The 13,517-nt window shown below is 64.2% G+C and carries 21 protein-coding genes and 1 pseudogene; all 22 read right to left on the bottom strand.

The window, feature by feature from the left end; all coding sequences use genetic code 11:
* Positions 1 to 12: 12 nt before the first annotated feature.
* The gene (locus tag EDE12_RS06815; protein ID WP_026597872.1) at positions 13 to 450 is read right to left on the bottom strand and encodes an NlpC/P60 family protein; all 438 of its coding nucleotides are present in this window, start codon (positions 448 to 450) and stop codon (positions 13 to 15) included.
* Positions 447 to 1,337: a DUF2163 domain-containing protein gene (locus EDE12_RS06810; RefSeq protein WP_026597871.1), complete on the bottom strand. Its 891-nt coding sequence runs from the start codon at positions 1,335 to 1,337 to the stop codon at positions 447 to 449. Before EDE12_RS06810 ends, EDE12_RS06815 begins: the two co-directional genes overlap by 4 nt.
* 15 nt (positions 1,338 to 1,352) lie before the next feature.
* On the bottom strand, positions 1,353 to 1,991 hold the full coding sequence (locus tag EDE12_RS06805; protein WP_026597870.1) for a DUF2460 domain-containing protein: 639 nt from the start codon (positions 1,989 to 1,991) through the stop codon (positions 1,353 to 1,355).
* Positions 1,992 to 2,001: 10 nt separating this feature from the next.
* Positions 2,002 to 2,589: a phage tail tape measure protein gene (locus EDE12_RS06800; protein WP_026597869.1), complete on the bottom strand. Its 588-nt coding sequence runs from the start codon at positions 2,587 to 2,589 to the stop codon at positions 2,002 to 2,004.
* Positions 2,586 to 2,789, bottom strand: coding sequence for a rcc01693 family protein (locus tag EDE12_RS06795; RefSeq protein WP_256388643.1), 204 nt, complete (start codon positions 2,787 to 2,789; stop codon positions 2,586 to 2,588). Before EDE12_RS06795 ends, EDE12_RS06800 begins: the two co-directional genes overlap by 4 nt.
* On the bottom strand, positions 2,786 to 3,136 hold the full coding sequence (locus EDE12_RS06790) for a gene transfer agent family protein (protein WP_026597868.1): 351 nt from the start codon (positions 3,134 to 3,136) through the stop codon (positions 2,786 to 2,788). Before EDE12_RS06790 ends, EDE12_RS06795 begins: the two co-directional genes overlap by 4 nt.
* A gap of 10 nt (positions 3,137 to 3,146) precedes the next feature.
* The gene (locus EDE12_RS06785) at positions 3,147 to 3,557 is read right to left on the bottom strand and encodes a phage major tail protein, TP901-1 family (RefSeq protein ID WP_026597867.1); all 411 of its coding nucleotides are present in this window, start codon (positions 3,555 to 3,557) and stop codon (positions 3,147 to 3,149) included.
* Between the two features lie 25 nt (positions 3,558 to 3,582).
* Positions 3,583 to 3,993, bottom strand: a complete 411-nt coding sequence (locus EDE12_RS06780; RefSeq protein WP_024878873.1) for a DUF3168 domain-containing protein — start codon at positions 3,991 to 3,993, stop codon at positions 3,583 to 3,585.
* 10 nt (positions 3,994 to 4,003) lie between these two features.
* Positions 4,004 to 4,330, bottom strand: a complete 327-nt coding sequence (locus EDE12_RS06775) for a phage head closure protein (protein ID WP_024878872.1) — start codon at positions 4,328 to 4,330, stop codon at positions 4,004 to 4,006.
* Positions 4,327 to 4,908 (bottom strand): head-tail connector protein, encoded by a 582-nt coding sequence (locus EDE12_RS06770; RefSeq protein ID WP_026597866.1) that lies wholly within the window; start codon positions 4,906 to 4,908, stop codon positions 4,327 to 4,329. The genes EDE12_RS06775 and EDE12_RS06770 overlap by 4 nt, the downstream gene beginning before the upstream one ends.
* Positions 4,909 to 4,993: 85 nt before the next feature.
* Entirely contained in the window at positions 4,994 to 6,223 is a 1,230-nt protein-coding gene (locus EDE12_RS06765) for a phage major capsid protein (protein ID WP_026597865.1), read from the bottom strand.
* 124 nt (positions 6,224 to 6,347) lie between these two features.
* Positions 6,348 to 6,965, bottom strand: coding sequence for an HK97 family phage prohead protease (locus EDE12_RS06760; RefSeq protein WP_024878869.1), 618 nt, complete (start codon positions 6,963 to 6,965; stop codon positions 6,348 to 6,350).
* Positions 6,965 to 7,138 carry a hypothetical protein gene (locus EDE12_RS21785; RefSeq protein ID WP_157198924.1) on the bottom strand — a complete coding sequence of 58 codons (174 nt, stop codon included), beginning with the start codon at positions 7,136 to 7,138 and terminating at the stop codon, positions 6,965 to 6,967. Before EDE12_RS21785 ends, EDE12_RS06760 begins: the two co-directional genes overlap by 1 nt.
* On the bottom strand, positions 7,139 to 7,324 hold the full coding sequence (locus EDE12_RS06755; protein ID WP_024878868.1) for a hypothetical protein: 186 nt from the start codon (positions 7,322 to 7,324) through the stop codon (positions 7,139 to 7,141).
* Positions 7,325 to 7,460: 136 nt separating this feature from the next.
* Positions 7,461 to 7,790: pseudogene (locus EDE12_RS06750) on the bottom strand (phage portal protein); the annotation flags it as partial.
* Positions 7,791 to 7,980: 190 nt separating this feature from the next.
* The gene (locus tag EDE12_RS06745; protein WP_134188017.1) at positions 7,981 to 8,439 is read right to left on the bottom strand and encodes an RNase A-like domain-containing protein; all 459 of its coding nucleotides are present in this window, start codon (positions 8,437 to 8,439) and stop codon (positions 7,981 to 7,983) included.
* Between the two features lie 43 nt (positions 8,440 to 8,482).
* Positions 8,483 to 8,638 carry a hypothetical protein gene (locus tag EDE12_RS21780; RefSeq protein WP_157096231.1) on the bottom strand — a complete coding sequence of 52 codons (156 nt, stop codon included), beginning with the start codon at positions 8,636 to 8,638 and terminating at the stop codon, positions 8,483 to 8,485.
* Positions 8,639 to 8,776: 138 nt separating this feature from the next.
* Positions 8,777 to 10,519 carry a phage portal protein gene (locus tag EDE12_RS06740; protein WP_024878864.1) on the bottom strand — a complete coding sequence of 581 codons (1,743 nt, stop codon included), beginning with the start codon at positions 10,517 to 10,519 and terminating at the stop codon, positions 8,777 to 8,779.
* Positions 10,520 to 10,564: 45 nt separating this feature from the next.
* Complete coding sequence (locus EDE12_RS06735) at positions 10,565 to 11,863, bottom strand: terminase family protein (protein WP_051465498.1); 1,299 nt, start codon at positions 11,861 to 11,863, stop codon at positions 10,565 to 10,567.
* The gene (locus EDE12_RS06730) at positions 11,847 to 12,389 is read right to left on the bottom strand and encodes a hypothetical protein (protein WP_084768405.1); all 543 of its coding nucleotides are present in this window, start codon (positions 12,387 to 12,389) and stop codon (positions 11,847 to 11,849) included. Before EDE12_RS06730 ends, EDE12_RS06735 begins: the two co-directional genes overlap by 17 nt.
* Before the next feature lie 65 nt (positions 12,390 to 12,454).
* Complete coding sequence (locus tag EDE12_RS06725; RefSeq protein ID WP_024878862.1) at positions 12,455 to 12,865, bottom strand: hypothetical protein; 411 nt, start codon at positions 12,863 to 12,865, stop codon at positions 12,455 to 12,457.
* 121 nt (positions 12,866 to 12,986) lie between these two features.
* Positions 12,987 to 13,484 (bottom strand): YcgN family cysteine cluster protein, encoded by a 498-nt coding sequence (locus tag EDE12_RS06720; RefSeq protein WP_024878861.1) that lies wholly within the window; start codon positions 13,482 to 13,484, stop codon positions 12,987 to 12,989.
* Between the last annotated feature and the right edge of the window lie 33 nt (positions 13,485 to 13,517).

Genomic DNA, 13,517 nt, shown 5'->3' with positions numbered 1-13,517 from the left:
GCCCTCGAAGCTTCAATTCATCACGCCGGGAAAGCCGAATGCGCCCGCCAATTTCTTGCGCCACAAGCCGATCGGCGCCTCGGCCACACAGACGCCGCCATGCGCATGCACCATATGCGTCGCGCTGGTCGCAATGCCGAGATGCTTGGCTGGCGAGTGATCGCGGAAGCGAAACAAAAGCACATCGCCCGCGCGAAACGAATTCATCTCGACGACGGCGAAATGCCGATGCGCGGCGAGCGCCAAAGTCTCCTCGCCGAGGGCCTCTGCCCAATCCGGCGAATAGGGCGGCGCCGTTTCCGGCTCCGGCCCCACCACCGCGCGCCACACGCCACGCACGAGACCGAGACAATCGCATCCGACATGAATGAGCGACGCCTGATGTCGATAGGGCGTGCCGATCCAGAGCCGCGCCTGCGCGACGATCGCCGCGCGCGCGATCCCGCTCATCGAAAAAAGCTCCCGCCGTCCATCGTCGGCGCGAGGGAGCTCGGATAGGAAATGACGAGATCATTGCCGGGCATATGCGGAAAGCCTCTGAAATTGACGATATTGGAGAATTTCGATCGGCAGCTCGCCGCGCTCTTATCGCAGCCGACGACGAGCGTGACGCCATCGCCCGAAACGATCCCGCCCGCGAGCCGCGACCACAGCCCAAGTCTCACATTCCCGTCGGAGCTTCGATGTGATTTGACGGCGACGCGAACGCCAGCATCGGCGCCGCTGGTGACGATCAAGGAGCCCCCGGTAAAAAAATCATCGTCGAAATCCTCCGCGAGCGCCACGACGATCGTGTTCGGCGTCACCGCGAGCACGACGCCCGTCGTGTGAAAGGAGGAGGCGGAGAGATCGACCTTGCAACGCGCATCGCCGAGATCGGCGGAGCAGCCCCGCTGATAGCTGTCGCCGCGCGTCTCACCGAAGAGATGCGCGAGCGAGCGCAATTCCGCCCGAAACGCGAACTCGCTGCGCGTGACCTCGCCGATCGTCATGGCGTCGATGAGCAGGCGATTATCCACATTGCGCCAATCGACGAGCCATATCTCGACGCCAGCGCCGTCATAGCGCCCATTGGCGAGATCACTCTCGCCGAGCCCGTCCGACTGCAATGCGCCGATCACCTCGCCGCTACCGACCGCCAGTCCGACGCTTCCATCGATCTGCGTGGCGGCGAGCCCCGTGGCGGCGCGATAGGTCACGCCACCGAACACGAGATCACGATCATGATCGGTGAATCCCATTACCGCGCCATCCTTGCGAGAGAGACGCCAGCAATTGCACAAGGTCGACGCCGAAGCGTCGAGAGATTGCCGCATGGCCGACGAAGGCGAACGCATTGCCTTTCCTCCTTATCAAAGGATGATCTCGATGATCGGGATCTTCGGGATGGCGCCGGCCTCGAAAGAAGAGACGTCGATCTCGAGATAATCCGTGTCGAAGCGAGCAGGCACATCGAACAGAAATCCTGCCGTCACCACGGCGCCGATCGCTGGAACAGCCGAAGGCGACAAGGTGACGACACCGCTCGACGCATCGACATCGAAGTCCACGCCTCGCGTCTTCTCGGTTCCGCCGATCGCTATCCGCACGCTTTCCATCACAGGCTTCGCTATAGTTCGCGCATAGGGCGCGAAGCCCGCGCCATAGGTCTTTTGCAGCTGAAATTGCGCCTGCGCGCCATCGCCTGCCCCGAGGATCTGGTCGAGCGGCGAAATCGAGCCGGTATGCGCAGAAGAAAAATCCGCGCGGTCGCGCCAACGAAAGCCGAACAGCCGCCCGCGTCGCTCCTCGAAAAATTCTATGACAGCGGCGAGCTGCGCGAGCGATTTGACGCCATAGCCCGCCTCATAGCGACGACGGGAATTCGCCCATCGCGCGTTGCGCGCCTCACGATTGGAGCCGAGCGTGACGATATCCGTCCGCCGCTCCGGGCCGCCCCGTCCATTCAGCGACACATCGAGCGGAAAGCGCGTCTCGTGAAAATCGACCATCGCGCACTCCTCAAAGATTTCGCCGGCCGCGCGCGACCGCCCGCGCCAGCGCCGCAGCAATCTGCCCTTCCGAGCGCCGAAAGCTGTCGACATCCTGCGCTGCGATATTGACTGTCACCGCCACTGGATCGCCAGCGCCCTGCATCGCCACGCCGAGCCGACCATCCGGCCCGCGCGCGAGCGGCATGATCGCCTCCGCGCCGCGCTCGCCCATCAGACCCACCGCGCCATTCGCGCCGAAGAATGTGGGGCTCGCGACGACGCCGCCATCGGCGAACGGCGCCACGGAAACGCCGCCGCCGCCCAATGCGCCGGAGATCAGCGCGCTCAATCCGCTCGTCGCGCCCTGTGTCAAAGCCTGCGCGCCAGCATTGACGCCGAGCTTGGCGAGCGAGCGCGCGATGGAGGCGAGAGTGGTATCGAAGCTCCTTCCATTCACCGCCGCGCTGGCGAGCCCGCTCGATAGTGTCTTCGTCGCCGAAGCGGCGACCGAGTTGATGTCCTGCAGCTGCGTTTTCGTGGACTTCAGATCGAGCGCCTGAAAGGACAGATCGATCGATGATTGCGCAGCGCTATCGCTCGTTGACGAATCACTCACTTTTGGTCTCCGTCGGGAAATGCGCGCATCAATGCCGCTAGAGCGTCGCGTGATGGCGCTCTCGTGGCGCGGCCGTAGAGACCTTCCGCGGCGCAGGCCAATTCGCGTGGCGTCATCGACCAGAAATCGCGTGGCGAAAGACGAAGAACGCCGAGGCCGAAGGCCATCGCCCGCGCCCATGGGAAGGGCTGCGGCCTCACCCGCTCGCGCTCCGCGGCGGCGGAGGGTTTGCGCTGTCGCCCGAGCCGAAGGTCGCCGCCAGAAGATCGGCAGCGATCTTCACATAATCGCCGAGCCCTCCCGCGACGGTCATGCGCGCGACCTCATCGTCATTCTTTTCATATCCGCCGCCGCGCAATCCACATCCGATAATGCAGATCAGATCGCGCGCCGATAGGCGCCGTCCTTCGAAGCGCTCGGCGAGCGCGACGAGATCGCTCACGCCATGCGCGCTCTCGAGCTCGGCGAGCGCGCCGAGCGTGAGACAGAGCCGATAGCTCTCGCCGTCGAGCGTCGCCTGAATTTCTCCCCGCTTATGATTGGCCATGACGATCGCCTCACCCCGGTGTGAACGAAACCGCGCTCGCCGATTCGAGCGCTATGTCGAACGTCATCTCGGCATTGTGCTCGCCGCGATAATCGAGGCTGGTGATTTGGAACACGCCGGCAATTACTCCGAACGACGGAACCATGATCCGCCATTCACGCAGCAAGCCGTCGAAGAAGAGCTGGCGAATGAGCGCATCCGACGCCTGATCCTTGAATATTCCGGATCCCGCGAGGCTCGCGCGCTTCACGCCGGCGCCGTCGAGCAATTCGCGCCAACGACCTGCAGATTCGGCGTCGGTGACATCGACGGTCTCGGCGCTGAGCGACAGACGCCGCGTGCGCAAGCCCGCGACAGAAACGAAGCTTCCGCTCCCATCGTCGAGCTTCAGCAGCAGGTCTTTTCCTTTTTGCGCTGACATGTGAAGGCTCCTGAATTTGCAGTCGTCATTGCGCTTCCGTCGTCGCGCGAAAGCGCAGATCGACGCGGGCGAAGCGGCCATTCTGCTCGCGTCGCGTCTCGCTGCCTTGATGGCGCAGATCGATGAGGACATGCCCCTCGAGACCGAGCGGCGCCTCGTCGAGAAGCGCGACGATCCTGTCGCCGAGAGTCAACGCTTCGGCGGTCCCACGTTCGATCGATACGACCGTGATCGTGAGGAGCTGCTCGGCGCCGCCGCTGTCCGAAGTGGACCAGTCGCGCAGCTTCGCCTCGGACAGCAGCACGTAAGGCGCCGCAGCGCCGCGCGGCGCCTCGTCATAGATTTTCGCGGCGCCGAGCGCGGCGACGAGGGCGGAATCCGCCGAGAGACGCGCGCGTATCGCTTTGCGCAGAGCTATGATCGGCGAAACCGTCATTTGTGGCGCCTCATGCGATTTCCTCACAATGGCAGAACAGAAAGCGGCGCCGTCCGTCCGGGTCAGAGGCGGAAGTGATGCGCAGGCTACGCGCGCCATCGACGAGGCGCATTTCGCTGGTCACATCGGCCCGCCATCGCGCTTGCGCGATCCAATGGATCGCCAGCTCCTGCCGCTCCTCGATGAAGCGCGCTTCCGCGGAAAGCGGCGTGAGCTTCACCCAAATATCGCCGCGCCCGACATAGCCTCTGGTCATCGCGCCGCTGTCGTCCGGCGTGTCCACGGGCGCCTCGAGGCTCATGCGCAGGCGCATCTCGCCGATCTTCGGCGCGTTCATGTCAATCGCTCGCGCCGAAAGGGCTTCGCCAAAGCCACCGCGATTGTCGGCAATGGCGCCCCGGCGTCGTCCACATCGCCACGATTTTCATGCCAATGCGCAACCAGCGCCAGCATGGCGCGGCGCAGTGGCTCCGGCGTGTCGGTGGCGCTGTCGCCATATCCGGTGACGAGATCGATCTCGATTCCGTCGCATGCGCGGCCCGGCTCGGGCGGCGACCAGATAAAAGCGACACGTCCGGCGTCGCGCGTGGGAGCCGCGCGGTAGGCCGCGCTCGCGAGGGTCTGAGCGACATCGGCAGAGTCATAGACACGGATGGCCGAAAGGCTACGAAACGGGGAGAAAGGAATGGCGAGCGTTCCGCGTCGCAATGTCTGCGCGGGCCAGGCGTCGAGCCGCATGCGCCAGCTCTGCGTGACGAAGAAGCGGCGGGTGTAGGATTCGAGCGTCAGGCGCGCGGAGACGATCAAAGCGGCCAGTAACGGATCCTCATCGCTAGAATCGAGCCGGAGCCAGGCCTTCGCCTCATCGACCGAGACGGGCTCCAGCGCCGGCGCTGTCAGAAGATTCGGGATCATTCGGTCTGTCCATCTGTGAATGACGTGCGAACTCGCCGTTGCGAGCGGCGCAGTCGCGCGCCGCTCGCGTTTGACGCTAGTCACATCATGCGACGCCGAATTTCAGCAGCTTGATCGCCTCGAAATCCTGAACGCCGCCACCGACGCGCTTGGTCGTGTAGAAGAGCACATAAGGCTTTGCGGAATAGGGATCACGCAGAACGCGCACGCCGAGCCGATCGACCACGAGATAGCCGCGCGCGAAATCGCCGAAAGCGACGGAGAGACTATCGGCGCCCATATTGGGCATATCCTCCGCTTCCACCACGGGGAAATTCAGCAGAGACGCCGGCTGATCGAGACTCGCGGGCGGCGTCCACAAATATTCGCCAGTGGTCGATTTGAATTTGCGGATGGCGGATTGCGTCTGCCGATTGAGCACGAATCTGCCGTTCTGCCGATAGCCGGCGCGCAGCGCATAGACGAGATTGAACAGAGCGTCAGAAGGATTGCTCACCGCAAATCCGCCGGCGACGCCGGTCGCGACATAGCCGATATTACCCCAGCTCCAGCTGGCGTCCGCGACCGTCGTATAGGCGAGGAATCCTTTGGGTTTGTCGGTTCCATTGCCGCTCACAAAGGCCGCGCCTTCCTGCTCGGCGAAGACGGTCTGCACCTCCTCGGCGATCCATTGCTCGACGTCGATCGCGGAATCGTCGAGCAAGGTTTGCGTCGCCGCCGGCATGGCGTAGAGCTCCATCGCCGGAAAATTGAGATCGACGATCTGCTGGCTGCTGGTTTGCGTTCGCGGATCGGTTTCTGCTGCCCATCCGGCGGCCGGTCCTTGTGTCGAATAGGCTTTGCGCAAAGAATGCGTGGAGATTTCACGCACGCTGGCGATGGCGCGAATGGGCGACAAATGCGCCAGGCGACGCAATATCTCCTGCTCCGCGGGCGTGGGCACGAGATATCCGCCGTCCGGGCCGGAGCCGGCGGACAGCGCCTTGGATTCGAGCGCCTTCAGCCCGGCGGATTCGCCGCTGCGCATATAGAGCGAAAACGCCGATTTGTGCTCGCGCGTAGGCGCATCGTCGTTCGGCGCGGACGAAAGTCGCGGCCGCGCGAGATCGAGCGCGACACGGTCGACGCGGCGCTTCGTTTCGTCGATGGCGCGGTCGATGCGCTGCAGCTTCTCCTCGGTGAGCGCGTCGACGCCCATGCGCGTCTCGATCTGCGCGAGGCGCTCTTCATTCGTATCCTTGAACGCCGTGAAGGCGCGGTGAAGATCGGCGAGCGCTTCCTCGCCGGAGAGGGTCCTGGTTTCGAGAAACGACATTGCCGGCAACCTCTTTCTTTCGACATGACGGCGCACGAAAGCGCCGCGCGGAATGCGCGGGCGTTCGGAGGCCAGGTGAACTGGGAAGATCGTCTTCGCGCGCGGCGCTAGCCGCGAGCGTGCGTCACCGGGAGGCAGAGAGCTGCTGGAGCGTCGCCTCGAATCGTGTCGCGGCGAGCTGCATGCGAAGCCGCGCGAGCTTCTGGCCGAGCTGAGCCGCCGCGTGACGCGGCGCGATCGTCAAAGCGGGAATCACGGCGATGCGCGCCTGCGGCAACGCAGGAAAGGTGACGATCGAAATCTCGATGAGATCGAGCTCGAGCAATCGCCGGACGCCAGTCTTAGGATCGCTCGCGGCGCGAAGCGTGCGAAAGCCGATCGACAGGCCGTCGAGCGCGCCTGCGCGGAGCAACGACAGCGCCTCCCGCGCACGCGCGACCGAAAGATCGAGCCGCCCACGCACTTTCAATCCGCGCTCGTCCTCGGCGATCTGCGCCCACACGCCGATCGGCTCCTCGGCGCGATGCTGCCACAGCATTTTGACGCTCGCGGCGCCGCGTCGCTGCAAGCTCGCGGCGAAGGCGCCGCGCTCGACGATATCGCCGCAAGTGTCGCGCACGTTGAAGAGGCTCGCATAGCCTTCGAATGTTCCGTCGGCGCCGATCGCCGCGGGAAACGGCGCGCGCTTCGTCTCCAACGGAGGGCTCTCTATGTGAATGTCTCGCGTCAGCGCTCGCGCCATCAGGCTTTCTCCCGCGTCGCGCCGATCGCGGCAGGACCGCCGCCGCGCGGCGGCTCGCGAAGGCGCTGCAATGCGCGCACAAAAGTCTTGAACACGATGTCGGGCTCGAGGCGCGGCGGCTTGCGCGGCGTGCGACGCTTCATTATGCGGAGAGGCAATGCGGCTAGACTCATTCATTCGCTCCCATAGCGGCGGTTGAAGCGCGCGAGCTCGCGCACGAAAGCGTCGAGCCGCCGCATGGAGCGGCCGAGCTCACGCAGAGCGCGCAACGCGAAAGCAGTGGCGGCGCTCGCCCAGAGAAAGAGCGCGAGATGGGCGAGATCGCCGCGCTCGATAATGGAGGTGACGATCTCGGACATGGGGCCCCTTTCAGACGCGAGAAAACGCCGGCCGTTCTGACGAGCGGTCGTCGCGGCTGACTTCGTTCGATGCCGCTGATCACGAGCTACGCGAGGTGGCGGCTCATCCGCCGCCCGCCCACCGGCGAGCCCGTGGAAACGCCTTCTGCATGCGCTGCACGAGCGGAATGATCGTCCGGCGCCAGAAGGCGTGATTGGCGTCCTCGTAATTGCGGAATGTGTTGTCGCCCGGCAGCCCGATCAGCAGCGGCGGCACGTCGAAGGCGAGCGCGATCTCCCGCGCGGCGGAGGCTTTCGTCTCGGAAAAATCCATGTCTTTGGGCGAGAACGACAGCGCCTTGCAATCGAGCCCGCCTTCCAGCAGCAGCGGACGGCCGGCGTCGAAGGCGCCGGAGAAACTCTCCTCCAACTCCTGCTTCAGACGTTCGAATTGCTCACCGGTGAGATGTCCGCCCTCCGGCCGCGGCATAGACGAGCGCGGCCTACGTGTTCTTCTGCGAAGCGAGCGAGGCCTCGAGCGCGGCGCGTATGAGGCCAAGAAACGCCTCCGCGTCGCCTTCATTGCCACTGGAAATGCCAAAGCCGCCGCCGAGAGTCTGGTTCCAATTTGCGACCAGCTGCTCGTCGCTATAATTCCTACTCAACATCGAGATATGCTAATGCCACAAGACCACGGCGACCCACCATTTATCACGAATATCAGGCTGTCCTCGAGCGCTCGCGACAAAGGCTTCCTTACCCGTCGGTGAATTGAATTCGGCATTGACGCGCTTGCGCTCAGTGACGACGCGTGCGACAAGTTCGACGGTGTCTTGTTGGTGGACGATCGCCGAATTGACCGGCTTCTGCGCTGCTTCCAACGAAGGAAACGACCCGACAAGCGGCGTCGTGCTGAATGGCCCCCTCTCGAAGCGCTCGCTTTGAACGCGTCGTATCAAATACTCATCGCTCTTGCCGACATGCTCGCTGATGGCGTGTCCGCCGTTCGCTTCCTCGTCCCGCAGATCGATAAAATCGCCGACCTGCGTGACGAGCCCGCCCACATCGCTCAGGCGATCGTGCTCAGCGCGACCCGGACGAAATCGCCGCCGCTGCTCCCATCCCCGCTCGTCCACTGCCTGCCCTCGGGCGATCCGGCGGCGACGCGCGGCCGGTCGGTCAATTCAAATAGGCGCGCGCCTTACGAAAGAATTCGATCATGCTGCCTCCAGAGATATATAATTGCGCCTTCGAGCTGTTCCAAATTTCTTGCAATTCGGCGTTCGAATAGCGTCCGCTCGTGAGCTCGTCGAGATAGGTCTTCAACGATTCCACCTGATCTCTCGTAAGGAAATTCGGGGCCTGTCGAACCGCGTCATCCAAAGAAGGATAAATCTTGAGAAGATCCTGATGGAAAAGGCGACTGTAGCTCGCGAACGCCTCAGGGAGGTTCATATGCCGTCTCTTTCTCATTTAGTCGTTTATCGGATAGGCGGTGACCACCGTGAAGCCATTAGGGGAGGCGTCGTCATGTCGAATGAGCACCAAAACTCCGTTTGTCTCTCGTATATATGGAGCGGAACGGCCGCTGTTTGCAAACGCTTCCTTACCGGTCGGAGAACCGAAAAAGCTGGTCATATCGGTTCCTCCAAGCAATCCCTTTGCCACTGCTTCGACAATAGCACGATTAGCCGATAGCGTCGCGTTGACGAGTTTGTTCGCCGCCGCCAACGAAGGAAACGATCCCGCAGCCTGAAGACCCATATCGACAAAAAGTCCTGAATAACGTTCCGTCAATACTCGATTTAGCAAGAACTCGTCTGACTTTCCGACATGGTAGTCGATCGCATGGCCCCCTCGCTCCTTCTCACCCAGCAAGTCGACGAAATAGCCTTCGCCCTCGCCGACCAGTGTAGCGCCGACATCGCTCACGACACCAGCGATCGTGTTCAGCGCCACTTGCGCGAGATCGCCGCCGCCGCTACCGTCGCCACTCGTCCACTGCCCGCCGTCCGGCGATCCGGCGTTGACGCGAGGCTGATCCGCCGAATATTTCACGCGCTTTCCCATCGGGCCGTAGCCAGCCGCCTCGCGCTGCTCGTCGACAGTGAGGAAAGCGGCGCTTCCGATGCGGCTCCATTCGAGCGCGCGCTCTTTGGCCAGAGCGTCGATGCGATCTGCGTCATAGTCGAAGCGGAAAGGCGCGAAGCCCGGCTGCGCCCAGGCATGAAACGCCTTCTGCAAGCGCTGCACGAGCGGAATGATCGTCTGGCGCCAGAAGGCGCGATTGGCCTCCTCATAATTGCGGAATGTGTTGTCGCCAGGTAGGCCGATCAGCAGCGGCGGCACGCCGAAGGCGAGCGCGATCTCCCGTGCAGCGGAGGCTTTCGTCTCGGAAAAATCCATGTCCTTGGGCGAGAGCGACAGCGCCTTCCAATCGAGCCCGCCTTCCAGCAGCAGCGGACGTCCGGCGTTGAAGGCGCCGGAGAAATTCTCCTCCAACTCCTGCTTCAGCCGCTCGAACTGCTCATCCGTCAGATGTCCGCCCTCGGGCCCGGCATAGACGAGCGCGCCGGAAGGCCGCGCGCTATTGTCGAGCAGCGCCTTGTTCCAGAAGCTCGCGGCGTTATGCGTGTCGAGCGCCGTCTGCGCGGCGGCGAGCGGCGCGAAGCCATAGATATCATCGAGCGGATTGAAGAGACGAATGTGCAGAATCGGTTCTATGCCGCGACCCTGAATGTCATAGCGCACGCTGTCTCCGGCCACGGAATAGACATAGGCGGTCGGCCAGCCATTGCGTCCCGCGACGACGCTCATGCGATCGGGCCGCAGGCAATAGGCCTCGCGCAGCAATCCATCGACGAAGGCGCCTTCCACATAGGCGTCGCCATAGAGCAGAAGATTGGAGACGAGCGCCTCGAGGAAGGAGACGCTCGTATCGCTCGGATTGGGCCGCTCGATCAATCGCAGCAGGGGATGTTCCGGATTTTCGACGCGACCTTCATAAGCGAGCCAGGGCACGGAGGCGGCGCCTTCCGCCACCATGCGCACAGCGCGATAGCAGACGGCGTTGCGCTCATAGCCGGCCCGTGTGAGCGCAACATTGTTGCGCGCTGTCCATTGCGGCGCGGCCATGGAATGCAGCGAAAGCATGGCGCGCGAGGATTTGCGCTCCGGCGCGCGCGCGCCGAGGAGACGGGAGAGAAATGAGGGCATGAGACGTCCGTTTGAATCGAGTGAGTAGTGAGCTGCCGAGTCGCCTCACAATCGTCGCATGCGCGGCTCGCGCGCGCGCGGCGCCAACGCTAGCGCGTGAACGGCCCACACCAGCGCGTCGAGACGATCGGGACTTCTCCCCGACGACAAGCCGTCGGTGGCGAAATCGCACATCTCGTCCTCGAGCGCCGGAAAGGCGCCGACATGGCGGATGCGCCCTTGCTCATAGAGCTGCGCGACCGGCGCCGCGCGCAAATATTTGCCGCGTGTCGCGCGGACTTCTCTCACGGCCACGCTCGGGTCGGCCTCGTGAATGACGGCGCGCACCATCTCGCCGCCCTGGTTCACCTCGGCGATCAGCGCATCGGCCTCGAGCCTGTGATAGAGCGCGACGCCGGCGCGCGCCCATTGCGCCGGCCGCGCGGCGGCGAGCGTCGCATCCTGCAGCACGAAGACGATTCCATTCGCTGCTCCCGCCGCGACGATTCCGCATCGATCGGCGCGCTGGCCGGATGACGCAGGCGGATCGATGGCGACGACGATGCGTTCCATCGGCGGCGCCTCGACAATGCGCGCCGCCTCCAACATATTGCGAGTCCAGAGCGCGTCGGCGCGCTCCTCGACGATCTCGCCGTCGAGCTCCTGACGCCCCAATCTCGTGCCGGCATATTGCGCGACGACGCTCTCGAGAAAGGATGGCGCGAGATGCGTCGCATTCTGCCGCGTCGTCGCGCGCGTCGTCACGACGCCGCGCTCGCTCATCAGGCGCTTCAGAAGCGGAATGGAGCGCGGCGTGGTGGTGACGATCTGGCGCGGCCAGTCGCCCAAGCGCAGCCCGAATTGGAGCATATCCCAGCTCTCCTGCGCATAGCGCCATTTCGCCAGCTCGTCGCACCAGGCGGCGGAAAATTGCGGGCCGCGCAGGCTCTCGGGATCTTCCGCCGAGAAAGCCTGCGCGACCACGCCATTGTCGAATGTGAGGCGCTTGCGCGACGGCTCCCACAAGGGCCGCTCGCTGCGCGGATGTATGGCGAGAATTCCGGAGACGCCTTCGATCATCACATCGCGCACATGCGCGGCGCTCTCGCCGACGAGCGCGATCGGCGACAAGGGCCGCGTCGAAAATTGCGGCCGGCCGCGCGCGACGGCGCGCACCCATTCGGCGCCGGCGCGCGTCTTGCCGGCGCCGCGCCCGCCCAATATCAGCCACACGCGCCATGGCTCGCCATTGCGCGCGAGCAAGGGCGGCCATTGATCCTCGCGCGCGCAAAACTCCCAATCCGCGAGCAGCGTTTCCAGCTCGCGCGCGGAAAATCCGTCGATCAGCTCATTCAGGCGGCCCATCGCCGCACATGCGCTCGAGCCGGCGAGCAAGCTCCTCGCGGAGCTCGGCCAATTGGCGGGGAGGCTCGTCGTCGAAAGCGTCTCGGACACGCCCGTCCTCCTCTCGCGCCACGGCGGCGTCGCGATTCATGCGCTTCAACTCCGCGAGGCTGCGCACAAGGCTCGCAAGCACGCGCGCGCTCGTCTCCATCGTCTTCGGCGCCGCCTTTGCGCCGCATGTCGCGAGCGCCGCTTCGGCGCGGACAAATTCGCGCTCCACCGCCTCTTCGAGCCGCGCGATGAGGCTGCCCGAGTCTTTCTCCGTCGGCGCGCTCCGCCGCGTCGCCATGGATGGCTCTTCCACGCTCTTGCGCTTGATCGGCGACGGCCGCATCGGCCATCCCTCGTTTTCGCGAAAACTGTGGAAAGCGCGCTCGCTCATGCCGAGCATGGCGCGCACCTCGGCGAGCGGCGTGACTCCCGCGTCATAGAGCAGCTTCGCCTGCGTGACGATGTCGCGCGAAAGCGCGTCGGACTTTGACGCCATGCATCGGCCTTTCGTGAGATTCTCGGAAGAGACGAGCGCGAGGGCTCGCGATCCGCAGCGCGCGCTCAGAAAAAGCGATCGAGAAACGCCGCGGTTTCATTCGAGACGCCGACGATCTTATTGGTCGCCTGGCGATAGAATTTGAAGTTGAGCTCAGTCTGCGGCCGGCCGTCGGTCCAGTCGTCGAAGGCCTTCAGCTCGGAGCGGCCGAGCGGACGCTTCGCGAGCGCGTCGCGTCTTATCGCGACGTTCACCCGGGGCGTCTGCCGCTCGCCCCCGGCCTTCTTTGCGACAGGCTCCGCGGAGACGACGACTCCGCGCGCGACAAGCCCGCGGCCGCCTTCATTCTCGCTCGCGAAAAGAAACACTCTGTCGCCGACGGCGATCGTCTTGCCGCCGTACATCGTCTTCTGAGCGGTGAAGACGAAGGTCTCGGCGCGAGCATCGGCGATCTCCGTTTTGATCGCGAAATCCATCTCGAAGCTCTCTCCGAGAGGCAGGGGGCCGCCGCCCCTCGCCCCAAGCGCAATTCTGGAGCATGGGACTTGTCTATAGGACCAGCGTCCCGCTGTCAAGGAATAAAATCACAACCCCGCCTCACGCCGCCCGCCCCTTCTTGCGCCGCGGCCAGCGCTTGGGCCATAGCACGATGAAATTGGGGAGATCGTCGGTCTCCACCTCCTGCTCATGAGCCGCCACGCGGCCGCGCACGGAGACCCCGGCCGTATGGACGCTGGCCGGGTCGCCGGTCAGCAGCGGGTGCCAGTCCGGCAGCGGCTTGTCTTCCGCGCGCAGGCGATAGGCGCAGGTCGGCGGCAGCCAGGCGATGCCGGCGAGCGCCTTCACGGTCAGGCGCACGCAGTCGGGCACCTTGGTCTGGCGGCCGGCATAGTCGCGGCAGCGCCCGGTGTCGCCGTCCAAAAGGTCGCAGCCGACGCTCGTATGATAGATTTCCCCACTATCTTCGTCCTCGAGCTTGACCAGGCAGCAGCGTCCGCAGCCGTCGCAGAGCTTTTCCCATTGCGTCCGCGTCAATTCGCTCAAGGGCCTCATCCAGAACGGTTCGCCCGCTTCTTTTTCGCCATTCCTCGCCATGCTCTGTCTTCGGCCCTCGTCCTTGGCGCAGCG

Source organism: Methylosinus sp. sav-2 (assembly GCF_004366495.1).
Classification (GTDB): Bacteria; Pseudomonadota; Alphaproteobacteria; order Rhizobiales; family Beijerinckiaceae; genus Methylosinus.
This window is presented reverse-complemented; position numbering and strand designations above follow the sequence as displayed.

Coding starts and splice junctions, on each gene's coding strand:
- EDE12_RS06785 (WP_026597867.1), bottom strand. CDS start 3,557: ATGTCAGCGCAAAAAGGAAAAGACCTGCTGCTGAAGCTCGACGATGGG.
- EDE12_RS06810 (WP_026597871.1), bottom strand. CDS start 1,337: ATGCGTTCGCCTTCGTCGGCCATGCGGCAATCTCTCGACGCTTCGGCG.
- EDE12_RS06765 (WP_026597865.1), bottom strand. CDS start 6,223: ATGTCGTTTCTCGAAACCAGGACCCTCTCCGGCGAGGAAGCGCTCGCC.
- EDE12_RS06720 (WP_024878861.1), bottom strand. CDS start 13,484: ATGGCGAGGAATGGCGAAAAAGAAGCGGGCGAACCGTTCTGGATGAGG.
- EDE12_RS06815 (WP_026597872.1), bottom strand. CDS start 450: ATGAGCGGGATCGCGCGCGCGGCGATCGTCGCGCAGGCGCGGCTCTGG.
- EDE12_RS06725 (WP_024878862.1), bottom strand. CDS start 12,865: ATGGATTTCGCGATCAAAACGGAGATCGCCGATGCTCGCGCCGAGACC.
- EDE12_RS06790 (WP_026597868.1), bottom strand. CDS start 3,136: ATGGCCAATCATAAGCGGGGAGAAATTCAGGCGACGCTCGACGGCGAG.
- EDE12_RS06760 (WP_024878869.1), bottom strand. CDS start 6,965: ATGGCGCGAGCGCTGACGCGAGACATTCACATAGAGAGCCCTCCGTTG.
- EDE12_RS06775 (WP_024878872.1), bottom strand. CDS start 4,330: ATGAACGCGCCGAAGATCGGCGAGATGCGCCTGCGCATGAGCCTCGAG.
- EDE12_RS06735 (WP_051465498.1), bottom strand. CDS start 11,863: ATGGGCCGCCTGAATGAGCTGATCGACGGATTTTCCGCGCGCGAGCTG.
- EDE12_RS06770 (WP_026597866.1), bottom strand. CDS start 4,908: ATGATCCCGAATCTTCTGACAGCGCCGGCGCTGGAGCCCGTCTCGGTC.
- EDE12_RS21785 (WP_157198924.1), bottom strand. CDS start 7,138: ATGAGTCTAGCCGCATTGCCTCTCCGCATAATGAAGCGTCGCACGCCG.
- EDE12_RS06740 (WP_024878864.1), bottom strand. CDS start 10,519: ATGCCCTCATTTCTCTCCCGTCTCCTCGGCGCGCGCGCGCCGGAGCGC.
- EDE12_RS06755 (WP_024878868.1), bottom strand. CDS start 7,324: ATGTCCGAGATCGTCACCTCCATTATCGAGCGCGGCGATCTCGCCCAT.
- EDE12_RS06730 (WP_084768405.1), bottom strand. CDS start 12,389: ATGGCGTCAAAGTCCGACGCGCTTTCGCGCGACATCGTCACGCAGGCG.
- EDE12_RS06805 (WP_026597870.1), bottom strand. CDS start 1,991: ATGGTCGATTTTCACGAGACGCGCTTTCCGCTCGATGTGTCGCTGAAT.
- EDE12_RS06780 (WP_024878873.1), bottom strand. CDS start 3,993: ATGACGGTTTCGCCGATCATAGCTCTGCGCAAAGCGATACGCGCGCGT.